This is a genomic window from Vulcanisaeta souniana JCM 11219 (assembly GCF_026000775.1).
GTDB classification, from domain to species: domain Archaea; phylum Thermoproteota; class Thermoprotei; order Thermoproteales; family Thermocladiaceae; genus Vulcanisaeta; species Vulcanisaeta souniana.
Genome location: NZ_AP026830.1, coordinates 776,253 through 802,091 on the forward strand (window position 1 = coordinate 776,253; position 25,839 = coordinate 802,091).

A 25,839-nucleotide genomic window follows, 5' to 3' on the forward strand; every position below is an offset into this window, starting at 1 on the left:
TAGTTTATTTTCAATCTTTTATAAACCTTTCTCTTAATTATGGTTGTACATTTACTCAAGTTTTATGTTAAAAATATGGGGTAGCACTAATCCTTGCCCCCTACAGGTTTAGAGGCACAGTTGCCGTATTAGGCATGCCTTTGCCTCGTGAGGATCGGCCCGGGGTGTGGTTAGATCGTTGTGGCTTGAATACTGGGCTTAGGTTGTGCCTAGGTATATTGTTAGGTACATTATGTAGTTTGTTAGTGCTAGGATCACTATTAGTATGGATGCGTGTAGTAGGCCTATGGTTGGTTTTCCGTAAATCATCCTGCCGATTATTGCGCCGGCTATTAATGATTGTATTACACCGCTCATTACTATTATTGATGAGAATAGTTGTACGTTTACTGCGGAGATCGTTGGCGCCGCAATGCCGCCTACTGATGCTGTTACTGTTATCTTGCTTATGCTTGGCATCATTAGGTAAATCACTATCCCGGCGAGTACTATGTATATTGCCATGACCACGTATATCAGTGCCAAGTAAGGCTTGATCTGGTTAGACTTGTCCAGTTGGTAACTTACCGTTTCCTCGAAGGATCTGTAGGCCATGTCTAGGGTTTCCTGGAGTTTCGCCCCTGACTTAATGGCCGTGTCCAGTATTACTGCGAGTATTGCCAGGTAATTATTGCCTAATTCCCTGGATACCCTGGTTAGGTTTTCCTTAGTTGTAGTGATGCCCATGCCCTCCTTTGCGATTGATTCGGCGAGTATCCTGCTTAGTCTGCCCCTGCCAACTCTCGTAAGCATTTCTGCAATGCTGTTCATGGATTGCCCTGAGCCTAGGCCGTCCCTGAGTATCCTGATTACCGTGGGTATATCCATGAGTATTTCATCGTTTGCCCTCCAGAGCCTGTACTCCGTTATGGATAGTGGTAATAATTCGAGGGCTATGGCTATGGCTGTTAACGTGGCCCCCAGTATGCTGTAGGGTATTGGCGCATTCAGCACTAGTTTGCCGATGTTTATTTGGATGTAGGTCCTCGGTAGTAATACGTACGATGCCGCTATTGTAATGATCGCGGCAATTATTGTTATTAATAACATTGTTCTTCTCCGCATATTATGCCTTAATTCAGTAGATCCTGAATTAAAGGTTATAAATCTTAAGTTTTAAAAATTTATAGCCCACGCATTGATAATTATATTGTGATTAAGGAGAGCGTTGAGTTGGTTGATGAGTATGAGGTTGTCAAGGGATTAATTGGCGCATTCATTGTTAGGGATAAGGCCACTGGGCTTTATTTATATAATGTCGTTGAGCCCATGCTTAGTGATAATGCCAGCAGAGTTCTTGCAAGGACCAGGGAGTTACTCAGGGTAAGTAGTGCCTTGCCTGAGGGCAGTAATAGTGTTGAGGGTTACCTGAAGTCGTTGGTTGATGAGACAATGGGTAGGTTGAGGATTAAGTTGAGTGATGAGGAGTTGAGGGGTGTCATGTATTACCTGATGCGGGATACCGTGGGTTACGGCAGGATTGACCCGTTGATTAGGGATGATTATATTGAGGATGTTAATATTAATGGCCCGAATAAGCCTGTTTACGTGTGGCACAGTAAGTATGAACACTTGAGGGCTAATATTACCCTGAGCAATGAGGAGTTGAATAGCCTTGTTGTGAAGATTAGTCAGAGGATTGGTAAGAACGTTAGTTCAGCATACCCAATACTGGAGGGCTTACTGCCTGAGGGTCTTAGGGTTGAGCTTGGGCTTAGGGATGTCTCACCCTATGGACCAATAATAACTATTAGGAAGTTCAAGACTAATCCAATAACTATTGTTGATTTGATAATGGATGGTGTTATTAGTGCAGAGGCTATGGCGACGTTATGGTTCATGCTTGAGAATGGCATAAGCATGGTCATCATTGGTCCGACTGGTGCGGGTAAAACGACCTTGCTCAATGCATTACTATTCCTCATAAGGCCTGAGGCTAGGATTGTGACAATTGAGGATACTAGGGAGATAAACATACCCCATGAGCAGTGGGTTCCGTTGGTTGTTAGGGAATCCGAAACGACCGGTGTCCAGAGCATAGTGGCCTATGACCTTGTCAAGGTCTCCATGAGAATTAGGCCTGATTACCTGGTTGTTGGTGAGTTAAGGGGTGAGGAGGCCTACGTCTTCTTTCAGGGACTGGCCAGTGGGCACACTGGCCTTGCCACAATACATGCAAGCTCCCTGAGCGCCGCCGTGAGGAGGCTGTTGTCTAAACCCATGAGCGTTCCTCCAGCCCTGATACCCCTGGCCAACGTGTTCATATTAATTAATAGGGTGAAGGTTGGTGGTAGGATTGTCAGGCGCGTCATGGATATTAGCGAGTTATTGGACGTGACGAGGAGTGGCTTAAGGTTTAATACCCTGTTTAGGTGGAGTAAGGATAGGGATGAGCTTGTCAGGTTGAGTGATAGTACCTTAATTGCTGATCTTGTGAGGATGGGTAGGGTGTCTCAGGAGGAGGTTGATAGGGAGCTCAAGAGGAGGGTTGAGATTATGGTGACTATGGCTAAGTACGGGTTTAGGTCGCCCGATGCCGTGTTTAGGGTCACCAGGAATTACTACGTGGACCCAGAGAGGACCTATAGGACCTTGATTAGCGGTGAATTGCCTTGATTAATCCATTGGCAGTTTATAGGCGTTGGGTTGTTGGTTATGTGGATAAGCTTTACATATTTAGCGGTTATAATTTCAATAGGGATCTTGTGTTGATTATACTGATGTATATTCCCTTTCTCATAATTGCCCTTGCCATAATATATCTAGTGCCTCAATTATTCATGTTCAGGATCTTAATACTTATCCTGGCGATTGTATTTCTCATTGATTATTTATCGATCCTCATGTACGTGAATGCCAAGGTTCATATCAGGGTTGGACACTTTGAAAGGCATTTAACTGATACGTTAATAACGATGATACCCCTTGTGGCAAGCGGCATGACCCTTGAGGAGTTAATTAATACCTTAGCGGTGATCGAGCGTGATCCGTATATAGCCAGGGAATTTAAGTTAATACTTAGGGACACCCGGGAGGGCGGTATGGACATACTCACGGCGCTCAGGGCAAGCCTTAATCGCGTTCCCTCCAGGACCTATAATGAAGTCTTTGGGTTACTTGCCGAGACCTACCTAGTCAGTGGTAATGTGGCTGATCTACTAATGCTGAAGCTTGAGTACTTGACCAGGAATAAGTATAATAAGTTGAGGAGTGTGACGCAGACGCTGGGTCTCCTCATGGAGACGTACCTGGTAATGGCATTACTACTGCCTGTACTACTCGTGCTGATTGTAGTCACATTAACACCGCTGGGACCTATATACCTGGGTCCTCTAACTCTTAATCCAACCCTCGTATTAATACTAACAACCCTCGTATACTCACCGGTCATGGGCTATGTGATTTATATATTGATAGATTCAACCGTGTCCTCAGCGGAGTAAGCCATCATGCCCACTTATACTAATTCTAGGGTTATGATAATACACGTTCTGTCGTGAATAATATCGTAAAGTTTCTTGGTACAATTCCCATTGCAAAAAGGAGGCATTATTGTTAATTTAAAACAATTGTTTCTCATTACGCATTTATTGCTGCTGGGTCTTCTGTTGTTCTTGTTTTGTTTCTTCTTCGAGTTTTTTGAGTTCTGTTTCTATTTCTTTCTCTATTTCCTCTATGGGTTTTGGTGGTGGTGTTGTGGCTAGTGCGTAGCCCACCCAGGCCAGTATTCCGAAGATCACTATTACGGCCAGCGTATCCGTTATTTGAAGCACGGGCATTGAATAAGGCGTGAAGAAAACCAAGTATATGTAGGCCAGTATGATTATTATTGATATAACAAGCAACCCAGTACCAACAACCTTATCCCTACTCATTAAAACCAACACACAAAAACACTTAATAAGCATTACGTGACCCGACCCCGAAAAACCTACTATCCTCGTATTAACACTATTAACGGTTTATGTCCTCTGTATTTGTTGTTTTGTTCCATCTATCTCATGCCTTTTCCTTCCCTCAAGCTTCATTGTACATTGGAGAAACGCACAAGACCAACTTAGACAAAACCATGTACAAATAGAGTAAATAAAAACGATGCAATTAATTCGTTAAATGATCATGAACACCAATAAAGCGCCAAGACAACACAAAGGTTTAGAATAGATCAACGCGCCTAAATAACCTCTGTATAGATCTCAATGCCTAAGGATTTAGCTAGCTCCATGGCCCTATCATCGACATATGGCGAAATCATCACAAGCCTTGGCTTAATGCCATTAACCTTCTCATAAAGCCTGCCAATTCTCCAGAACTCGGCTACATCGCCTCTGGAAAGGCTCGACTTAACCTCAACAAGTATGTATGTACCATCCCTCACAACAATATCAACATCAATAATTGCAGGATGACCATAAACCTCACCGCCTATGTCATTATAAGTCCATTTCTCAACCTTAGCCGCACCCAGTATCTTCTCAACAACACCCTTCATACCCTCCCTAAAAGCCTCCTCTGAAATAACTCCCCACCTAGCACCCAGCGCGTCCAACTTCCTGTTAATACCCATTACAAACCTGTTGAAGTCCTCCCTTAAATTCCTCAACTCGGTCTCAATAGCCTCAAACCTCTTATATGCCTCCTCCCACCTTTTCTCATTTTCCTGCCATCTCTTCTCATTCTCCTGCCACCTCCTCTCCTGGTCCTCCCTAAATGCCCTAAACTCCTGCCATAGTCTGTTGTTTTCTTGCCATAGTTTTTCTATGTTTTCATTGATTCTATTGTTCTCCTCCCATAGTTTGTTTACGTCGGCTCTAAGGGCGTTTTGTCCCTCCTGTAATGCCTTGACTTGTTCCTGGAGTGCCTTGATGGCTTCCCATATTTTCCTGTTCTCCTCCCAGAGCTTGTTCTGCCCCTCCTGGAGGCTCTTCACGGCCTCCCATAGTTTTTCCTGGTTTTCCCTCAACGCCCTAACTTCCTGCCATAGTTTCTCGATGTTTTCGTTTATCCTCCTTACCTCCTGCCAAATCTTGTTATTTTCCTCCCATAACTTACCTTGATCCTCACGCAACGCCCTAACCTCCCCCCAAAGCCTCTCCTGACCCTCCACAAGCCTCTGAACAACCCTCGCCAAATCACTAACAGCACTCACCAACTCCCTAATTGAAGACTGAACATCACTAATACCCAAAAGCCCAACCACAGCTAATCTAAAAACCTCATCCTCCCTAAGCAACCTAAGCAATTCATCCTTAATGCTCACATTAAGAATAGGAATTATGAAAAATATAAACCTACCGCAAATAATTATGCATATGATTTCCTCATTACCATAAGAGTAATGACTCAAGGGGGTTAGTTACATGCATTGCTCAATTAAGGAAAGACTTAGTCATTTCTAGGAGGGTAATCAGTAATGTTTTTGGGTTTAAGTTAAGGTTGTTAATTTGATTTTAACGCTTTAATTGTATTCTTCTTATTATCATGATTAGGGCTTCACATAAGGGCTTGTTTTTAGAAGAAATAGGGATTTTAGGTACCGTACCATGTTGTGATTGACCTTTATGAACGTAGTAAATATTTACCGCATCGTCGCACAGTGCGGGCTTGAATGAGCCGTGTTTTCTTTTATTCATATTGTCCATTTGGGTAATGCTTAATTATTTTATTGTTTTTATTTAATTGATAGTTATGGATTTCCTTAAGTGCCAAGTTCTGGAGGACTTATTACCTACTGGTTTTCCCTTCGGTTACCTGGTTCTCATCCGTGGCGACCTGGGCATGGGCAAGACTCTTCTCGTTAAATTGCTTGCCCGAAGTATTCTGAGCAATTACCCACTTGTTTATGTCTCGTTTGATGATAATCCTGAGACAGTGAGTAATGACCTCAAGGACCTAAGCAACAAACTCTTCATAATTGATGGCTTTTCATTAGGCGATCAACGGCGAACCAAGTCACCCAATGTTATTGATGCAATTACCGAACTGGATCCCGGGCAATTAATTAGTAAGGTTAGTCAAGCAGTTTACTCGAGGGGGGCCCGTGGGTTGATAATTGACTCCATCAATGACCTGCTCATCAACATCGACCCAAGGGGCTTAATCGCAACGCTTAAGCAATTGAAGTCACTATCAAGGTTTTACAACATGATGACGTTCATAGTAGCCCACGTAACCACTGAGGACATTGGTAACCTACTCAATAGTATTGAGTACGTATTCGACGGAGTGATAGAGATGGAGTTCGATGAAAACATGGCAAACTTGGGCATACCCGTCAGGAGAATGAGGGTTAAGAGGATGAAGGGTGTGTCGCACTCAATGAATTGGTACTACTTCACCACGGCCAAGGGCACGATAGTTCCCGTGGACATTAACGAAATAAGGAACATGCTGAAGAACACCCTAGAGGACCTGGGAATTCAGATACAGAGTAGCCAATAGATTTTTAATTAAAAATGCTTTTTTATTTATATAATGAATTTATTCCACAAATACGCTTAGATCCATACCTTTTGTCTCTTTATAAAGTAATGCCACTAATATTATTGGTATTACAATTAATGGAAATAGCCAGTAAATTGGAGCTAATGGTGTTTTAAGTGTAGCTACTAAGTATGTAACTATAAATGGTGTAAATCCACCTAAGATTGCTACGCCTAAATTATAAGAAAATGCTACACCGGTATATCTTGATACCGTCGGGAAGATTTCCGCAAGCATCTGGCCATAGGCACCATTATATACGGCATGTAATGCTTCTTCAATTATATAGAATGTAAGTACAACAGTAAAGAATGGGTATTTAACTATTAAGAAATAGAACGGAAATACTAATATTGCTTCACCAATTAAGCCAGCAAGCACTATGGGTTTTCTACCAATAATGTCCGTTAAGTACGCAAAAGGCAATGTAAGTACGAAGTACACAGCAGAGGCTATAAACGTTATGAAAGTTGCCTCTGAATAAGCAAAATGGACATACTTTGTCAAATAAGTAACACCATATACAATATATGTATATGATAGTGGAACGCCAGCAAGAAATAACGCCATCAATAACATTAATACATATCGACCTTTAGTAACTATGGGGGCCACTGGTACCCTAAGGACCTTTCTCTGTTTTCTAATTTCATCAAATACTGGAGTTTCAGTTAACCTAACTCTTATGTAGAAACCAACTACTGCTATTACAACACCTATGATAAAGAGGACCCTCCATCCATAAGCCGCAAATGCCGATTTAGACATCGTACTGGAGAACAAGGTCAGAAGGCCCGTAGTTAATAATCCACTTTGTGCCATCTGTACTATGCCTACAAAAAATCCCCTTCTTTCCTTAGGTGCAAGCTCAGCAACCATGGTTATGCCACCACCCCATTCGCCACCTAATGAAAAGCCTTGTATTAATCTTAAAATTACGAGAAGCACTGGAGCCCAAATACCAACCTCCCCATATGTCGGTAATAAACCCATAAATAATGATGCAAAGGCCATGAGGATTATTGGTATCATAAAAGTGCTTCTTCTACCCCATTTATCTCCTAACCATCCAAAGAATAAAGAACCAATAGGTCTCATTGCGAACCCTGTTCCAAACACAGCAAAGTAATATAATAACGTGGTCGTCGGGTTAGTACTTGGGAAGAATAATGGCCCAATAATTGTAGCTAAGAAGCCAAATAATGTAAAATCATAAAATTCAAGGAACGTACCGAAAAAGGAAGCTAAAGATGCCTCATATGCAAGTTTAATAATGCTTCTTCCCATCGCCATCACTCTCAACAAATTAATCAGTAACTCTTAAATTTTACTCTAAAATAATGCTTTACAATATGAAAACTGAATTACTAGATCTCTTAGGAACGCTTATTGAGTTTAATACTATAAATGATCCCGATAATGGTAAAACGCCTGATCCTGGTGTTATCGATTTCGTGGAGGGCGTATTAAATGGGCTTGGCGTGAGGACCAGGGTTTTGGTTAGTCATGGCTATAGGAGCGTGGTTGGCGTCGTCGGTTCTGGCGAGCCCCGCGTACTACTTTTGGCACACCTCGATGTTGTTCCGTTTATACGCAGTGAGTGGAAGTATGACCCGCTTAGGTTAACGGTTGAGGGTGACCTTGCGTATGGTCGTGGCGCACTTGATGATAAGGGTAATGTGGCTGCCGTACTTAAGGCCTTGGAGGACTTGGTGGGTATTGGTAGGGGCACGGTAATTGTTGCGTTCACTACTGATGAGGAGGTTGGGGGTGAGAATGGGGCTAGGGTGGTTAGGGATTACCTATTGGATAATGGCCTTAGGCCGAATTATGTGGTTAATGCTGATGGTCAGTCAATGGTTATTATAAATAGGAGGAGGGCGATATTCAATGCCAGGGTTAGGTCTAAGGTTGAGAGGGCCGTGGTTAATGGGCGTAGGGAGACCATTAGGTTTCAGCTTGATTATAAGGTCACGCCTCCATACCACGCGGCGTACTTCATTGGCGGTGTTGATACGCACCCAGTCATTGCCCTCTCACAGTACGTATGGCTTAACAATATTTATGTGGCTAGCCTTAGGGGTGGTTTTGTTAAGAGTAATGTTACGCCGACCTGGGTTGAGGCTGACGTGGTCAAGCCCTGCAGTGATTGTCCACAGCAGGAGGTTGATGCGGGGCTCACGAGGCTCGTTAAGGCCCTACTACCGTTGACTAGGTTCGTGCCTAGGGTCAAGGCGCAGAGTGTTTATGGTGTCACAGCCACGCCCAATGTCTATAGGGTTGTTGGTGATTACCATGAATTCGTGATTAATGTTAGGGCCATGACCGACGATGCAAAGGCCATTGAGGAGACAATGAATGAGGCATTAAAAGAGGACTTCCAGGGAATTGAGGTTAAGGTTGAAGGCGAGGGCGGTGGGGGCTACCTATACACTCCACGTGACTCGAGGCTCGTTAGTCTGGCCAGTGAGGTACTTGGTGAGCTTGGCCTTGAGGCCAGGGTTATGGAGATGGCGGGTGCAAGTGATGCCAGGTATTTCTCGCCGCTTGGTATTGAGACCATAGACTTCGGCCCATTAGGCGGCAATGCCCATGGCCCAAATGAGTATGTGAATGTGAAGTCCTTAGAATTCACGAGCAGGTTCTACTCATTATTAGTTAGGCGATTAAAACCCAGTGATTAAAAATAATTCTTGTTTTTTGAACCAGTTAATTTTCCCTGCCTGGACTTAGTATAGTAAGATGAAGACCACGAGGCCGTAAATCGCTATTGCCTCTGCTAACGCGACGAACACCAAGTAAAGCGCGAATAGCTCCCTCCTCTCAACCAAGGCGCTTACTGAGGCAGCACCAGCAATGCCGATGCCAATACCAGCACCAAGAGCCGCAAGACCAAAACCAATACCAGCACCCAAAGCCCTGGCCGCTAAGACTTGAGCCTGATCACTTGCTTGTGCATGAACGACTAAGGCCGCAAGGCTAAGCACTAGCATTGTCATTACCAAGGCCCTGATAATCCTCCTGTCCACCATCGACGAATCAATACATAATACATTATTAAAATTTTATTCCAGAAGAAACGATTGCGAACCCACAACACAAAAAACTTAAAACAAACAAAACCAACCAAGAAAACGCCGGGGTGGCCGAGCACGGTTAAGGCGCGGGCCTGCTAAGTCCGTCCCCGCAAGGGGGCCCGGGTTCAAATCCCGGCCCCGGCACCAATTTTCCATTTCTTATTATCACTCCATTGGCAGACGGATGAACCTCTAATTCACTATAATGTCAGTGTGATCCCAACCCAATTGAACTAAAATGCCAAACCCCTTACCATTAAGGCATTAAATGCTGACATTATCTCACTAAGTTTTTCTCTCTATGTCACGATAAAGATCCTTATTGCCTTGCTTTTTCAGTCCTGCGGTCAATTCATAAGACTTGTTATACTGGCCCTTAAGTTGTGACGTAAGGATCGACTTAAATAACACGATTGAGTCGGTTGTAAATAATGACAAAGAATATGACGTATGTTTGATGGGTGTTGTAAGTAGTTACGGAAATAATGAATGAGGACCCGGAGGATCGATCATGGTGATTTTTTTATCTAACGGGCTTTTGTTTCTTTCCCTGTAGTACTGCCTTTAGGCTGACACCATTAACCATTATGACCCTAAACCTGACACCTGGCAGGTCTCCATAAGCTCTACCCTCAGGACCGCCTATCCTCTCGATTATTACCTCATCATGCTCATTTATTATGTTTAAACCACCGTCCCACGGCACAAATGCCGTGACAACCTTACCATTCTTAGTTATTTGAACCCTGACACAGTTACCAGTTACTAATCCATTTGCGATGAAATTATGGTACGGACTCTCAGTAGTTATATCCCAGAGCTTGTCATTCCACTCAATAGGCTTAACCTCAGTGACGATATCCCATACAAGGCCTGAATCTCCTAATCCTAAAGTATTTTCAATAACCCATGCATTAAATGGAGGTATCCTTGCCGTCCTGCCTATATACTTAACGTTCTTAATGCCTCTCAACCATCTATATACCGTGGCTCTATTGACCCTATATCCAGCGCTCTTTATGGCCTTAATTATATTGGTGTCATTGTACCCCCTTACCATTAATCTTCTCGTTAATTCATAAGCCTCGGTATAATGCTGCCAAAGCATTACCTTCCTACGTAAGTACTCATATGCCAGCACTGCCAACGAATCACGTTCTCTATTGTACGTATAGCCAATCCTGCCGAAGAATCTTAATAGATTCTCAGTCCTACTAAGTATTGAGAACCTTAGCCTAACGGTTTTGACGCTATCCTTCCTAATCACACCTTCACTGACCGTAATAGGCGTTGTTTCTACACCGAATTCATTAAGCAGGGTTTTAATATCATTTAGGAATGCAATACCATCATTTAATAGACCCTCCGCCTTATGCATTACTAATGATGGTGGTTGGAACGTCCTGCCATTATCTTCAACCCGTGGTTTCTCCAGCTCGCTACCGAAGTACGCAGCGAGGAACTCCGCCTTAACATCTAATGGCGCCTCTGTAACCCACTTGGGAACTCTAAATGTCTGTAACACCTTATCACCAACAGGGACTCCTAATGCCTTAAGCAATACGAATAGTGCTATTGAATTTACAAAAACAACATGCGACTTACCACTAATCACCTGCACTAACCCATTACTCCAAGTAACTACGCTTTCATGATCATACTCCCTGATCCTAGACGGCTTAAATCCTAACTCAATTAAATCATTAATAATATCATCGAGATCATTAGGATCACCACTAAATGCAACTCTACCTTCATAACCATTACCACTCCTGACATAGCTTAGTGATCCATCACCAAATAGATGACCGACTATTCGTGCAATCCTATAAATATTCCTATTATTATATTTAAGTGGTAGTAATCCAAGTCTCTTAAGTTTATTTATTATTTCATCAACCTTAGAGCCAGGTGGGGCTTCCCTCCTGATGTCATCTTCGGTTAGTATTACTCTATCATCATTAAGAGCATAAGCCTCAATGGGTTCCCTTGGATATATAACCACGTAATCGCCGGGCCTAACCTCCTTAAGCGGCAATACGCCCCTACCTGTGTATATTGGATGATCGCCACTTGCTATTATTCTTCTGCCATAAAGTGTCTTTAATTCGTAAACACCATCTTCTCTAAATTCCTCAGGCTCTATGTGGAAAAAATCCACGAGATTCGTTGGTTCGACTGATTTAGAATCCTTATTGAAGTGAATTATCGTTACTTCATGCCATCTATCGATCAGGTTCACTATCTTAGTGGCCACCCTAGGCGTTAAATTAATTAATGTGTCTGGGGTTACGCACTTCCTTACGGCTGCGTTTGGTTTCCTTGCTTCCACACCGACTTTCTCTAGGACTATTCCCCTTGCCATTGGTGCTCCTTCCAGTGGATCGAATTTCTTGGCTATGCCGAGTGCCCTCCTCTTGTAGTATGTATCGCTCCACCTAAACTTCTTCCTTCTTTCCTCTAATCCTCTTGCGGCGAACATGCCAAGTGGTGATTTTTTACCGGGCATTGTTCTCACGTTGATTTTAGTGCTTATTTACTTTTTCCTCACATTACTGGCTTTGTTCTGGTGATACTATTTTTATTCTCTCTATGTCGAAGTATCGCTTGGCGAGTAATTTGGCCCTGTTTATGTTTCTTCCTTGTTTGCCTATGGCCACTGCCTTGTCCTCATTGTGAACAGTGGCTATGGCTATGTTTCCGTTGTTTGGTAGCTTGGTTATTTTCACTGAAATTACCCTTGCTGGATATAGACTGTTCTTGATTAGCTCCTCCGGTGTTTCTCCATATTCAACTACCTCAATATCCTTACCCGTCAATTCCTTTAGTTTCCTAATATTGATGCCGTTCTTGCCTACAGCCAGCGGCGCAAAGTTCTTATCAACGATGAATACTATTCTATTGTATTGACTATCAATTACCGTATCCCTTGGTGTTATTCCAGTTATTTTTTCAAATAATGCCACGTATCTAATTTCCTCTTCTGTTAATCTAATGCTTGGCATTATGATCACCCACTACGTTGCGTTGCTAGGGTTAATATATTGCTTTCCCCTGGGTCTACTATTGCTATGGTTGAAATTTTGAATGGTTTCCTAACCGCAGCGCCTAGGTCCCAGCTTGATCCTTGGAATACGTATATTGGTACATTCGACATCTTTGCATAATACTGCACCGTACTCACTAACTCAGCAGGTGCATTTGAGGAAAGTATTACTAGTTTTGCTGAACCATCAACTATAGCCTTAAGTGACTCCTTATAACCAAGCATCACCTTACCTGTATTCAACGCGACCTGAAGTTCTCGTGAAATATCAATCATTCAAGTCAGCCCTGAAAAAACCCTATTTAAACCTAATGCCAATAGCACGCTCGGGTATTATTTTATTCGAATTCCATTAGTAACTGAACAATACCCGTACCAATAGGGATGTACTTACCGGCAAGCACACTCTCAACAACACCCCTGAAATTCTCAAACTCGCCCCTAATCGACGCCTCAACCAAGTTCTTGACAGTAACCTCGAAGGCTGCCCTGGCCAGTGGGCTTTCCTTCTCACCAACAACACCGTGTCTACCTACCTGCCTAACCTTACCTGTCCAGGTCATTACGTCTGAAACGAGCATTAAATGCCTTAAATCCGTATCTAGACCTTGTTGGTCAAGAACCTTCTTTAGTTCCCTCATTATTACAGTCCTTGCGGCCTCTACACCCAATACCTCAGCAACCTCATGGATATCATTGGATATCGTCCTCCTATAGTCAACACCATCTATTGTTAAGACTGCCTCGAGGTTAGTACCCTCAGTCTCTATTATCCACTCACCATCCCTCTCGCTATACCTAACCAGTGACTTCTTCACATTCTTAATCCCAGCAAGTCTCGTCTGCATTATCTTATCCCTAACCCTCCTGAGCTTTATTATGTCTGCCTCCTCAAGCGTGACCCTTATTACATTATCCTCGATCTCCACCCGTGCGCCCTTACCCTTAATTCTCTCGACGACCTTCCTAACATCCTCCATGCTTAAACCCCTTTGATTAAGTTCATTCTTATCAATCTCAATGATTATTTGGGAATTTATGTAATCAATCTCAACACTCTTTGTCACATTCTCTATGGTGGTTAACTGCACCTTATAGGCAACCTCCTGGGCTTTATTTGGATCCTTCCTGTGTTCTTCATCTAGGTATATCATCATCATTGGTACTGAGGGTTTTCTCCTGGCATCAACAAGCTCAATCATTCTTGGCAGACCAAGTGCCATTGAGAATTCCCTAAGGCCTGCGAAATGGAATGACCTAAGGATCATTTGCGTGCTTGGTTCACCAACGGACTGCGCCGTAACAATGCCTATTGCCTCACCTGGATCAATAAGCATCTTATAGTACTCATTCACAAGGATCCTGACGAGACTTGCCAGTTGCTCCCTTGTTACCTCCATGTTTGTTAATCTATTTCTTAAATCATCAATGATCCTTGGAGGCAATATCTTGGCTAATTGAACCAATACATTGTTTAACTCCTCCTGAGACACCATACTCTTGGTCTCTGCCATACCTCGTCACCTACTCAGACCAGCCCTTCTAAATATTTCGTCAAGGTTGAGCCTACCATGATCGCTCTTACTAACATCAATGCCATCCTCAGCATACTTAGTCTGTATAATGGAGCCCGAGGCATTCCTAACGGTGCCATCATAAGCAACGTAAATATCCTGCAACGCATTAATGAGCCTCCTCTGCATGTAACCACTCTGTGCTGTCCTAACCGCAGTATCCACTAGGCCATCCCTACCGCCAGCAGCATGGAAGAAGAACTCCAATGGCGTCAATCCAACCTTGAAGTTATTCCTAACGAACCCCTTTGCTGTTGGACCTAGATCACCAGACTCGAAGTGCGCTGTAGTCCTTCCAGCAAACCCCCTCTTGAAACGCTCACCCCTTATTGTCTGTTGCCCAAGCATCGCAACCATCTGCGTTATATTGACGATACTGCCCCTGGCGCCTGTCTTAGCCATTATGTAGGCCTCACCATCCTTATTAATGTACTTCTCAGCGACGCGAGCGGCAGCCTCCCTGACACGGCTAAGCTCTATTGTTACATTGTTCTCCAGGGTCTCTTCAACGGTTAAACCGGGCTCAGCCTCAAGTTTACCCTCCTTAAACTTCTGGATGTACTCAAGGACCTTCCTCTCACTATCTTCATAAAGCTTATCAAGCTCCCTATAGCTTTCCAGAGGCATCTCTAACGAATCTATTCCCATGCTAAATCCCCTAAGATCTAGGAACCTAACTAACGACCTTAGTATTGAATCGACCCATTTCCTGGCATAGCTATTGCCGTATCTCTTAACCACAACATGCCAAAGCGAGTCTACTTGCTCAGCTCCAATCGACTTTTTGTCAAGTACCCCCGTGGCCATGTAACCATTAACAATGATTATATACTCATCTGTATAACAATTGTATGGATCCTTACAACTCTCCTTGATTGCCGTTGATTGAATCCAGTTTAGGTCCTTTGGCAACAACATTGAGATCACTTGCTTACCGGTCCAAAGCTCCTTTGGATGCATTATGGCCGGTTCAACAATGTCGCTATCATAACCAGCAGCCGCCAGTAAATACGCGATGCCTTCCTTATTTATGAACGTATCCTTCTTAGTCAAGAGATAACCGCCCGTTATGTAGTCCTGCCTTGCACCTATTATTGGTCCGCCATACCTAGGCGTTATTATGTGATTCTGAACAAGCATTAATGTCTTAGCCTCAGCCCTAGCCTCCTCATTCTGGGGTACATGAAGGTTCATCTCATCCCCATCAAAGTCAGCATTATACGGCGGACAAACCGCCAGGTGAAGTCTAAAGGTCCTGCCAGGTAATACCCTAACCAAGTGCCCCATAATTGACATCCTATGCAGACTTGGTTGTCTATTGAATAGGATTATGTCGCCGTTTATTAGGTGCCTCTCAATGATGAAACCAGGCGCCAGTTTATTTGCTAATTCACGTCTATCCCTGAAGTACCTAAGGTCTACCCTTCTACCGTCTGGGTAAACCACGTAGTTAGCTCCAGGCCATACCTCTGGTCCATTAAGCACCAATTGCCTAGCTAAGTCAAGATTCCACTCGGTTACCGTCATGGGTACCGTGAGCATCTTAGCAACGTCTATCGGCACACCAACCTCGTTAATACTTAGGTTAGGGTCTGGGCTTATTACAGTCCTTGCCGAGAAGTCAACTCTCTTACCGGATAGACTTCCTCTAAACCTACCCTCCTTGCCCTTGAGCCTCTGAGCCAACGTTTTAAGCGGTCTTCCGCTCCTATGTTTAACTGGTGGTAGGTTCGGTAGTTCGTTATTGAAGTATGTAGCAATATGGTACTGGAGCAGGTCCCATAGTTGGTCAACGACACTACTCGGTGCACCAGACTCAATTGCTGTCCTCAACTTCTCATTAACCCTAACAATGTCTACAAGCTTGTGCGTAAGGTCGTCCTCGCTCCTCTGCCCAGTTTCCAACTGTATTGAAGGCCTGACCTGTGGCGGAGGCACGGGTAATACGGTAAGAACGGCCCACTCTGGCCTGGCAACCTTTGGATCCCAGCCCAACAACTCCAGGTCACTATCTGGTATCTTCTCGAGCCTCTCTCTGATCTTCATTGGATCGAGCCTCTCGAGAACACCATTCTCCTTCTCCTCATAGAATGTGTACGGCCTCTCAATTCTAACCCTATACTGCTTGGCACCGCAGTGCGGACATACGGTCCTCTCCATGGCCCTCTTCCTTATCCTCTCAATGAGCCTGTCGGCAAGTAATTTCCATCTAGCCCTCAATTTCTCTAGCCTCCTCCTATACTTCTCTATTTCATCATCTGTAAGTAGTATCCTACCGCACTCTCTGCACGTCGTTTTGAGTAAGTCATGCACATACTTCGAGTACTCCACGTGGATTACTGGCCTGGCTAATTCAATTCTGCCAAAATGCCCAGGGCACTTATCGGGTGGATTACCACAGGTCTCGCACCTGGCGCCTGGTTCAACAACACCAAGTCTTTTGTCCATTAATCCGCCAACCATGGGCCTACCTGCCTCATCGTATGTCTCCGACGTTGTTATCTCCATCACGGATAATGACCTGACAATGTCTGGTGATAGAACGGAGAACTTAATGGCCTTTATGGTCTTAAGTGGTATTTCCTCCTCCCTAATGGAGGTTTTCTCGGCTTGTGCCGCCATTATTCATCACCCCATTGATCAGCCATTAAATAAACCTTATCAAACCCTCCTCTCCTCAATTAAATCACCCAACTCAATCTTTGGGTATATGCCAAGGCTCATTAACTCCTGAAGCATTAGCTTAAAGGCATAGGGCACAACAACCCTTGCGATCCTACCCTTATCACCATGTATTGGGCATACAGGCTTACCCCTGTTAGAATCATACCAAGCAATCATGCCGCATTCCTCACAAATATACATAACATACCTGTCACTGGACTCAACAAGTCTCTCCCTAAGTAGGGCGGCTGCACCATGGGCTATCAGCACGTCCCTCTCCATCTCACCAAGCCTAAGACCGCCTTCCCTGGACCTACCCTCCGTTGGCTGCCTAGTCAATATCTGCACCGGGCCCCTAGCCCTCGCATGTATCTTGTCGGCAACCATGTGATGGAGCTTCTGATAATAAACAACACCGATGAATATGTCAGCCTCAAGCTTTCTACCCATCAACCCACTGTACATAATCTCCTTACCATCCCACCTAAAACCGGACCTAATTAAAAGATCCCTGAGTTCCTCCTCGGTTACGCCCTCAAACGGCGTCGCGTCAATCATTAACCCCCTCAATGCGGCAACCTTACCTGCCATTGACTCTAATAATTGGCCGACAGTCATCCTGCTGGGCAATGCATGTGGATTGACTATTACGTCTGGCGTTATCCCATCCTCGGTGAATGGCATGTCCTGCATCGGTATCATCATGCCCATCACGCCCTTCTGCCCATGCCTACTGGCAAACTTATCGCCAAGCTCTGGTATCCTCAACTCCCTGACCTTAACCTTAACGAGTTTATAACCCTCGTTAGTCTCCGTAATCACAACACTATCAACGATCCCCTTCTCACCACGCCTAACAGTTATTGAAGAATCCCTCCTTGCACTGGACACGACGGTTTCGGCGTAAACACCGTAGAACCTAGGTGGCGATGTCTTGCCTATTAGAACCTCACCACCTGACACAAACACCTCAGGTGATACTATACCGTCCTCATCTAAGTGGGCGTAGGCCTCAGGCCCCTTGTAGCCCCTGACCTCTGCGGATGGTATCTCTATCCTATCCTCCTCACCGCCTGGGTACCTCATCTGCTCTGTCTCGTATGTCCTAAAGAACACACTCCTGAACATTCCTCTTTCTATTGATGATTTATTTAGGATTACGGCATCCTCCATGTTATATCCCGTGTAGGTTAATAAGGCAACGATTGCGTTTTGCCCAGTTGGTCTCCTTAAATAACCATTGAGCTCCATACCTCTGGTTATCACCAATGGCCTTTCAGGATAAATCAGAAGATGCCCTCTACTATCCATCCTGAACCTATAGTTAGCCGCCGGGAATCCAAGGCTTTGCTTTGCCATTGCAGCTTCATAGATGTTCCTTGGCGATTGGTTGTGCTCTGCGTATGGTATTATTGAGGCAACTGCACCAAGCATGACTGATGGAACGATTTCCATGTGCGTGTACTTACTCATGTCCTCCTCAGGGTTTATAGCAACAAGGGCATTCTCCTCCTCCTCACCATCTAGGAACTCTATTATTCCATTACTAATTAAGTCACTCCAGGACCACTCACCCTTCACTAACTTCTCAATATGTTCCGGCTTTAGCCTTAGTTTTCCATTATCAATAATCAATAACGGCCTTCTAAGCCTACCTCCATCACAATTAACCCTAACCTCGTCCAAATGCTCACTCCTTATTCTTGCAATGTTTATCTCATGACTTATTTGACCCCTTCTCCTCATTTCCCTTATTATACTCACTAACTTATCGGGTTCTCCATGAATCCCAATCAACCTACCATTAAGGTAAACCTCAGAACCCTTGGTACCCTCCTTCCTTGCCTTCAGTATTGGAACAACGCCTAAATCATACAGCATCTTCTCCACTTCCTCCTCATTAACACCAACCGTTATTGTGGAGAGCAGTGCCAGGTTCTTTACTAAACCACAGTTCTGTCCCTCCGGAGTCTCAATGGCGCAAAGCCTACCCCACTGGGTTGGATGCAGGTCCCTAGCCTCAAAGTGTGGCTGTGTCCTGCTTAGGTTAGATACGACCCTCCTTAGGTGACTCAACGTGGATAGTATATTAGTCCTATCCAGCATTTGGGAAACCCCCGTCCTACCCCCTATCCAGTTGCCCGTGGCTAATGCGTGCCTTATCCTCTCCGTTATTATGTCCGCCCTAACCAATGTAACAAGGCTTGGAATCTTGCCCCTAGAGTAATGCCTCTCAAGTTGTTGCCTTACATCCTGCATTACCTGCCTGAAGACCGTCCTGAACAACTGGGCTATTAAATCGCCGACCAACCTAACCCTCTTGTTGCCTACGTGGTCCTTATCATCCGGCTGCCTACGCCCAAGGTACATCTCAATGACTCCCTTAACCATTTGCCCAATCATCAACGCCTTCTTCACCCTAACCTCCTCAGTAGTGCCTAGGTGCGGCAAGAAGTACCTATCGAGCACTTGCCTAGCTCTTTCAATCCTGACATCCCTGGGCTGTCCAATGGCCACCTTACTACCTATGAAGTCCAATGCATCATCAACCGTGTTGGCGAGCTGCATAGAAAACTGAAGTGATGGCAATAACTCATTTTGAATATCAGGGTCGTCACTCACAGCAAGCACTATATCCTCATCCGTCTCGAGACCAAGCGCCCTCATTACTATAGGGAACGGTATCCTAGTGGCTATTGCTGGGAATATCACGTATATAATGCCGTCCTTATGTCTCTCAACCGTGACCGTGGTCTTATAACCAGCGCCAATCGATATTACCTTGGCCACATGCGTAATACTGGCTTTATCACCCTTATCATAGAATGGTTTGTCCGGTGCCAAATCCTCCTGGGAAACAATAACCCTCTCACTACCGTTAATAATGAAGTAGCCGCCTGGATCGTCAGGATCCTCAAGCTTACTGATTAATTCCTGCCGTTTAAGTCCATGTAAGTTGCAATACTTTGATCTAACCATTATCGGTAAATCACCGATATACACCTTCTGTCTGTCAACCTCTTCATCGTTTACGTATAACGACATTGTTAAGTAAAGCGGCGCCGCGTAGGTCAAATTCCTCAGCCTTGCCTCCATTGGGTATAGAACGTGCTCACTGGCGTCGGCTTCCCTTACCCTTGGCCTACCCACCTCAATCCTCTCAAGCTTTATGTAGAGCCCCTTTACCTCAGTTTCAATTATACTATTCTCACTGACAATTTCCTGTAATTTCTTCTCCACAAAGTCATTGAATGAATCAAGCTGGTGCTTAACAAGACCGCCCTCCCTGATGAATGCATCAACCAGGGCCCACCTTTCATCAGTTGATGGAAAAACACCACGTAACCTCCTGGATCTTAGTACTGGTATTGGCGCAGAGTCCAATGCCCTATTGCGCTCAGTATTAGGATTATCCACGCCCATGATCAATCACCCCATGCTTAAATGAATATTTAAACTCTTTCCAGAGTATTCCTCTAGGAAGCAAATATTCATGACCAAGCCTATACTAGTAAAAGGGGCTATTTAAATTGCTTTGTGTATTGTCAATAAGTGAGTTGAATCAATAAGGAGTATGTGCTTCATCCAGGTACTACGAACCTGTATGTGACGAACTCACCGGCCGTGTCTGACCTCCTAATTATCCTAATAACATTGCCTGGCCTGGCGCCGATTGCCCTGACCAATGGATCACTGGATCTAATCCAGGGCAGTTGGAACATCCTAGCATTCAACTGCTTAAGTATTTCCTTAACCTCCTCCTTGGGCACGATCTCGGCCCTGGGCATATACTCATGCTCAAGAACCCTCTTAAAACGTTCTTCCGACTTCCTCCTCCTACCTCCAGCACTCACAAAGTACGCGAATCACTAGGATATATAAGCCTTACAACGTACTTAGAGCCTCGACCTTTAAGGCAGGATTGTGCACCCCGAATATTATTCATGTGATCTTCCCTTTTTAGAACACATGGGCGTTTCTTTAATGGGCCTACAGGGCACGGAATTAAGGCGTATTTAATTGATGATTCCTGTATATACGGTCCATGCTCGATGTGTGATGAAGTTCACGAAAAGGGAATATTGAGGACCTTACGTACGCCAATGACTGATGAGACCGCAAGTACTAATGCATTAATATCATAAAAAGAAAACCGCCTGGTGCTCCATGAAAAGTAAACCGTTATTGCACCTAGTAAATGGCATCAAGTCATTAGTCCTTTGCCAGGGAGAACTAACGTAGAGAACTTCTATCATAAAAACAACTCCTCAGGGGTCATGTCGGTTATAAACATAGCATTAAAATATTTAATTGCGGGTTAGTAGCATATCCGTAATGAATAACCCATATGATGAAGTGATTAGGGATGTGCAGAGCCTCCTTGGGTTTCTAAGCTCAGAAATTAATAAAGATGTTACTGGGTACATAAATGAAGTCATTAGGGCGCCATCACAGTACGGTTATCTAGCAATACCAATGCACAACATAGCCAGGGAGCACGGAGATCTCAATGAAGTAATAAGCAGGATCTTGCCCAAGCTTAAATTAATTAACAAGGTGGTATTAATTAATGGTTATTTGAACATTGGCATTAACACCAGGGATTATGCAAGTATTGTACTGTCAGCAATTAATAAATTGGGTAGTAAATACGGAATAAGTGATAAATGCCCCACCGGTAGCTACATTATAGAGCACACGAGTGCTAATCCTGCAAAGCCCATGCATATTGGCCACGGTAGAAACGCTGTACTCGGTGACTCATTGGCAAGACTCCTCCGTTTTTGCGGAGCCTCCGTTAGGGTTCATTTTTACGTGAATGACTGTGGGGACCAGATGCCCTACGTGGGCATTGGGTATTATGTATCTAAGGAATTAGTGCTTAATAGGATCAATAATGGTTTGAAGCCGGATGAGGTCATGGGCATTGTATACTCGGTTACTTATGCCGTGAGCGAAATTAAGAGACTGAGCAAGCAAATTGAACAGTTGAAGAAAGAGAATAGGTTTGAGGATGCTAATAAATTGATCAATGAAAGAGATGAGTGGGTTTCGGTGATTAATAGCTTCATGGAGAGGGACAAGGAACTCACTGAAGCCTTGCTTAGGGAGTTAGGTAAGTTCGAGGATTTACCGACGATGGTTAAGCAATGGTCAAAGGCTTATGAAGATGGAGATGAGTTTGTGAGGAAGATCATTAGGGAAGCCGTGGATATCGTACTTAAGGGCTTTAGGATCACCCTGGACAGGCTCAGTATTGGTTTTGATTCCTGGGACTTCGAGAGCGAGGTAGCCGTAGACAGCGGCGGCGTGTCCAAGGTAATTAATGAGTTGCTTAGGAAGGCTTCTCAATATATTGAAAGGGACGATGGCGCTCTGGTATTTAGGGCTGATAAGTACGCCCAAGACCTGAGACTATGGGACGAACTTAAACTTCCCAAGTACATACCAAAGGCAACATTACTTAGAAGCGATGGAACAAGCCTATACCTAACTAGGGATATTGCTTACGCCCTTTGGTTCTGGAGCAACTTTAAATTCGATAAATTAATAAGGGTCATTGGATCCGAGCAGGCTCATCCACAGGCACAACTTAAGCTCGCACTGTATGCCATGGGCTATCATGAAATGGCCATGAAACTAATTCACTACTCGTATGAAATGGTTAACCTAGCTGGCACTAAGATGAGTGGCAGAAGGGGGATTTACGTATCCCTTGATGAGTTATTGAATGAGGCCAAGATCAGGGTCATGGACATTGTGAAGGACAGATTCCCGCAGGATGAGGCAAACAGGGTAGCTGAGGCAGTCGCAGCCGGCGCCATTAGGTACTCCTTCCTCTCAGTGAGTCCCAATAAGCCATTAACATTTTCATGGAATAAGGTACTTAACCTAAAGCAGAATAGTGGACCATTCATACAGTATACCTACGTAAGAGCAAATAGTATTTTAGAAAAGGCTGGTGAGTTGCCCAAGGATATTCAAATCCCGAGCAGTATACCGAGTGAGGAAGAGGAAATAATACTAATGCTCGGCGAATATCCTGAAGTGATCGCTAGAGCGGCGCAGGAACTAAGGCTCGAGAACTTAATTGATTACGCGAATAGGTTGTCCCTTGTATTCAATAGTTATTATGAGAAATACCCAGTGCTAAATGCGGAACCCGAAGTCAGAGAATTCAGGATAAACCTCGTGAATGCAGTAAAGACCGTACTTGGAAATATAATGGACATACTTGGGATCCCCAAATTGAAAAGAATGTAATATTTCACTTTGTTATGTATATCCTAATGACCGCCCTGTGCCAAAGCCTTGAATTAACACCAAGTCTCTTACCCGTAATAGCATCAATGCCTGTAACCGCCTTCTCGGCAATTTCACTATGTACTTCCCTGGCTAGGTCCAGTACCGTGGCGTCCCTGGGTAGTAATAGGACGTCAGGCAGTACGTTACCCTCGGTATCCGTGAACTTCCTCTCGTCAGCCACTGGGTAGATGGCTATCATGCCGAGAACATCGAACACCGCCGTATTCAATGCCTTGATGATGCCAGTACCACCCCACCTATGCATGAAGTCCCTAATCCTCTCTAGAGCGTCCCTTTGGGTCTTGCTTAGGGTGCTTGATATTATCTCGAAATCATCATCACCCGGCACATACTTAATCAAGTTAGCCTTGGCGGCCTTCCTCAAGGCCAATTCATAATCAGCACTGACTGGAATTATCCTGTACTTATTACCCACCTCCTTAACAATCCTCCTGTAATTATCCTCAGCCTCTGGAATATCCATCTTATTCGCTGCAATAACCATGGGCTTACTCAACTCCCTAAGCATGGAAACGAAACCCTTAATATCATCATCACTCCACCTACTAAGCGGCTTCTTGTCCAGGTCCAACTTTACTAAGGCGTCACTTATCTGTGCCTGGGTTATGCCTAACCCACTGAACCTTTCATATAGGATATCCAACAATGGCCTTTTTGCATAATCCACAAGCCTAACCAACTTATCCCAATCCTTACTGAGCATCTGAACCATCCACATGGTAACCTCATTACTAAGGAATTCGATATCGACCAATGGATCATGAGAACCAGGCTTAACCAACCTACCCTCCTCATCAGTCGCACCAGCCATATCAATCACGTGAATAAGCACCGGAGCCCTCCTCAAGTGATCAAGGAATTGATTACCCAAGCCCCTACCCTGCCAAGCCCCGGGTACTAGACCAGCAACATCAATTAGCTCCACTGGTATGAACCTATTACCCTCAATGCATATGGAGTTCCTGGGATTATCCTTAACACCCAAGTCCCTGCACACACAGGGTATCCTGACATAGCCAATACCCACGTTGGGCTCAATCGTGGTGAAGGGGTATGGCGCGATCTTAACGTCGATCATCGTTGCAGCGGCGAAGAATGTGGACTTACCAACATTTGGCTTACCAACAATACCAACCTGAACATGGCTCTGCAAAGGCACGAGGAATAAGGAATAACACCAATTAATAAATTTAATATTGTATTTTAACCCAACATCACTTCTGCTGTTGCTGCTGAAGCTGCTGCTTAGGCAGTAGGTATATCTTATTACCAATTATTGAGTTATTAGGTATCAAGACCTTGGTACCATCACTCTTAATAACCTCGGTGAACAATATTGCCACGTCATTAACGATGCCATCCTCACCAAGTAAATTAACGTGATCATGAATCTTAAACGGTCTAGCCAATAGCAGGAATAAGCCAGCCACCGCCTGCCCAAGGACCTGCTGAACCGCGAAACCAATCACAATGCCGAGGAACCCACCCACAGCCACGCCGGCGACTCCACCACCAACGGCACCGGCAATACTTGCAACCAACGCGCCAATGCCTATTGTAGGAATACATTCCTCATGGCCCTAGCAGTTGGGTGGTCATACCTAAACCTCATAGCCCAATAAATGACGTCGGCGAAGGCTGACACGATTAGGTAGCCAAAGGCAAGTGCAAGCAGTACATTTACGTAACCCTCATACGGCTTAACATTTATGCCAAACATCGGTAGCAAGGACGTTATTATCCAGTGAACTATAGCGGCTACCACCACGTATACGATTATATATATATCACAAGCTTAACTATGGCGTTGGCATAGTGCCTGGCAACCTCCTTCCCACTCATCTCAGGTGTAGTAGTTGCCACGTTTTATTTGCTAAATATCAATTAATAATAAGCATTACCCAATATATATCTCGGCATAAACCGTTATGCATTAAGTATAGAATTACTCCAATAGAAAGAACTACACGTTCTCCCAAGCCTCGACGAATGCCTTAGCCATCTTAACTGGGTCCTTGGCGGCAAGTATTCCCGAGATAACCGCGGCGCCCCAGGCACCCATTGCCTTAATCACCGGTATACTCTCGAGTGTTATACCGCCTATGGCGTAGACCGGTATGTTTACCGACCTAACAATGTTCCTCAATCCATCCAGACCGGTTATTCTGTAATCGGGCCTTGTCGGGCTTGGGAACACCGAGCCGGCGCCTATATAATTAGCGCCCGCTCTCTCACCCTGTAATGCCTCATCAACAGTACTGGCACTTGCACCAATTATTAAACCACCGAATCTCCTCCTAATTTCATCCACAGGTGCGTCATCAAGTCCCGCGTGGACCCCATCCGCATCGCTTAGTATTGCAATGTCTACCCTATCATCAATTATTAATACGGCGCCATACTCATTACAAAGTCTCCTAATAGCCTTAGCTTCTTCAAGCAGGACCTTAATGCTACCTTCCTTACGCCTATATTGAATAATCCTAACTCCGCCTTCAAGGAATACCCTAGCAGCATTCACATGACTCTTTACAGTATAACTAGTATCCGTTATACCATAAATCCCACGAGGAAGCTGCATACGTGATATTACTCATGTAGATCTTAATAAAGCTAGTAACTGTAATGC

The 25,839-nt window shown here is 44.4% G+C and carries 19 protein-coding genes, 1 tRNA gene and 1 pseudogene; 6 read left to right on the top strand and 15 right to left on the bottom strand.

Annotation, left to right across the window (positions count from 1 at the left end; genetic code table 11):
- Positions 1–198: 198 nt before the first annotated feature.
- Positions 199–1,089: a type II secretion system F family protein gene (locus Vsou_RS04105; RefSeq protein WP_229709692.1), complete on the bottom strand. Its 891-nt coding sequence runs from the start codon at positions 1,087–1,089 to the stop codon at positions 199–201.
- Positions 1,090–1,191: 102 nt separating this feature from the next.
- On the opposite strand from Vsou_RS04105, the gene Vsou_RS04110 reads away from it, so the two are divergent.
- Complete coding sequence (locus Vsou_RS04110) at positions 1,192–2,655, top strand: type II/IV secretion system ATPase subunit (RefSeq protein ID WP_188602509.1); 1,464 nt, start codon at positions 1,192–1,194, stop codon at positions 2,653–2,655.
- Positions 2,652–3,482, top strand: a complete 831-nt coding sequence (locus Vsou_RS04115; protein WP_188602508.1) for a type II secretion system F family protein — start codon at positions 2,652–2,654, stop codon at positions 3,480–3,482. Before Vsou_RS04110 ends, Vsou_RS04115 begins: the two co-directional genes overlap by 4 nt.
- A 144-nt stretch (positions 3,483–3,626) precedes the next feature.
- On the opposite strand, the gene Vsou_RS04120 is transcribed toward Vsou_RS04115, so the two are convergent.
- Positions 3,627–3,914, bottom strand: a complete 288-nt coding sequence (locus Vsou_RS04120) for a transcriptional regulator (protein ID WP_188602507.1) — start codon at positions 3,912–3,914, stop codon at positions 3,627–3,629.
- A 299-nt stretch (positions 3,915–4,213) separates the two neighbouring features.
- The gene (locus tag Vsou_RS04125) at positions 4,214–5,299 is read right to left on the bottom strand and encodes a PD-(D/E)XK nuclease family protein (protein WP_188602506.1); all 1,086 of its coding nucleotides are present in this window, start codon (positions 5,297–5,299) and stop codon (positions 4,214–4,216) included.
- A 428-nt stretch (positions 5,300–5,727) separates the two neighbouring features.
- Between Vsou_RS04125 and Vsou_RS04130 the strand changes: the two genes are divergently transcribed.
- Positions 5,728–6,480, top strand: a complete 753-nt coding sequence (locus Vsou_RS04130) for an RAD55 family ATPase (RefSeq protein WP_188602505.1) — start codon at positions 5,728–5,730, stop codon at positions 6,478–6,480.
- Positions 6,481–6,519: 39 nt separating this feature from the next.
- Here the strand turns inward: Vsou_RS04130 and Vsou_RS04135 are convergent, their stop codons facing one another.
- Positions 6,520–7,815: an MFS transporter gene (locus Vsou_RS04135; protein WP_188602504.1), complete on the bottom strand. Its 1,296-nt coding sequence runs from the start codon at positions 7,813–7,815 to the stop codon at positions 6,520–6,522.
- 59 nt (positions 7,816–7,874) lie between these two features.
- Between Vsou_RS04135 and Vsou_RS04140 the strand changes: the two genes are divergently transcribed.
- Positions 7,875–9,206 (top strand): M20/M25/M40 family metallo-hydrolase, encoded by a 1,332-nt coding sequence (locus Vsou_RS04140; protein WP_188602503.1) that lies wholly within the window; start codon positions 7,875–7,877, stop codon positions 9,204–9,206.
- A 45-nt stretch (positions 9,207–9,251) separates the two neighbouring features.
- Here Vsou_RS04140 and Vsou_RS04145 read toward each other — a convergent pair whose 3' ends face one another.
- Positions 9,252–9,554, bottom strand: coding sequence for an ATP synthase subunit c family protein (locus tag Vsou_RS04145; RefSeq protein ID WP_188602502.1), 303 nt, complete (start codon positions 9,552–9,554; stop codon positions 9,252–9,254).
- Positions 9,555–9,658: 104 nt separating this feature from the next.
- Here Vsou_RS04145 and Vsou_RS04150 point away from each other — a divergent pair.
- Positions 9,659–9,746, top strand: a tRNA-Ser gene (locus Vsou_RS04150).
- Positions 9,747–10,122: 376 nt separating this feature from the next.
- Here the strand turns inward: Vsou_RS04150 and Vsou_RS04155 are convergent.
- The 7 genes from Vsou_RS04155 to Vsou_RS04185 all read right to left on the bottom strand — a co-directional run bounded on the left by Vsou_RS04155 (position 10,123) and on the right by Vsou_RS04185 (position 20,737).
- The gene (locus tag Vsou_RS04155; protein WP_188602501.1) at positions 10,123–12,108 is read right to left on the bottom strand and encodes an intein-containing 30S ribosomal protein S12; all 1,986 of its coding nucleotides are present in this window, start codon (positions 12,106–12,108) and stop codon (positions 10,123–10,125) included.
- Positions 12,109–12,151: 43 nt separating this feature from the next.
- On the bottom strand, positions 12,152–12,604 hold the full coding sequence (locus tag Vsou_RS04160) for a NusA-like transcription termination signal-binding factor (RefSeq protein ID WP_054843511.1): 453 nt from the start codon (positions 12,602–12,604) through the stop codon (positions 12,152–12,154).
- A 5-nt stretch (positions 12,605–12,609) separates the two neighbouring features.
- Positions 12,610–12,921, bottom strand: a complete 312-nt coding sequence (locus Vsou_RS04165; RefSeq protein WP_054843450.1) for a 50S ribosomal protein L30e — start codon at positions 12,919–12,921, stop codon at positions 12,610–12,612.
- Between the two features lie 62 nt (positions 12,922–12,983).
- Entirely contained in the window at positions 12,984–14,141 is a 1,158-nt protein-coding gene (gene rpoA2 / locus Vsou_RS04170) for a DNA-directed RNA polymerase subunit A'' (protein ID WP_188602636.1), read from the bottom strand.
- A 24-nt stretch (positions 14,142–14,165) separates the two neighbouring features.
- Positions 14,166–16,841 (bottom strand): DNA-directed RNA polymerase subunit A', encoded by a 2,676-nt coding sequence (gene rpoA1, locus Vsou_RS04175; RefSeq protein ID WP_188602500.1) that lies wholly within the window; start codon positions 16,839–16,841, stop codon positions 14,166–14,168.
- A 39-nt stretch (positions 16,842–16,880) separates the two neighbouring features.
- Positions 16,881–20,306: a DNA-directed RNA polymerase subunit B gene (locus tag Vsou_RS04180; protein WP_188602499.1), complete on the bottom strand. Its 3,426-nt coding sequence runs from the start codon at positions 20,304–20,306 to the stop codon at positions 16,881–16,883.
- A 158-nt stretch (positions 20,307–20,464) separates the two neighbouring features.
- A complete protein-coding gene (locus tag Vsou_RS04185; protein WP_054843449.1) occupies positions 20,465–20,737 on the bottom strand; it encodes a DNA-directed RNA polymerase subunit H in 273 nt (90 codons plus the stop codon).
- Positions 20,738–21,218: 481 nt separating this feature from the next.
- Between Vsou_RS04185 and Vsou_RS04190 the strand changes: the two genes are divergently transcribed.
- A complete protein-coding gene (locus Vsou_RS04190) occupies positions 21,219–23,147 on the top strand; it encodes an arginine--tRNA ligase (protein ID WP_188602498.1) in 1,929 nt (642 codons plus the stop codon).
- 4 nt (positions 23,148–23,151) lie between these two features.
- On the opposite strand, the gene Vsou_RS04195 is transcribed toward Vsou_RS04190, so the two are convergent.
- The 3 genes and pseudogenes from Vsou_RS04195 to thiE form a co-directional block, all read right to left on the bottom strand.
- Positions 23,152–24,369 (bottom strand): redox-regulated ATPase YchF, encoded by a 1,218-nt coding sequence (locus Vsou_RS04195; protein ID WP_188602497.1) that lies wholly within the window; start codon positions 24,367–24,369, stop codon positions 23,152–23,154.
- A gap of 55 nt (positions 24,370–24,424) precedes the next feature.
- Positions 24,425–25,052: pseudogene (locus Vsou_RS13280) on the bottom strand (mechanosensitive ion channel domain-containing protein).
- 121 nt (positions 25,053–25,173) lie between these two features.
- Positions 25,174–25,791 (bottom strand): thiamine phosphate synthase, encoded by a 618-nt coding sequence (gene thiE, locus Vsou_RS04210; RefSeq protein ID WP_188602496.1) that lies wholly within the window; start codon positions 25,789–25,791, stop codon positions 25,174–25,176.
- Positions 25,792–25,839: the final 48 nt, after the last annotated feature.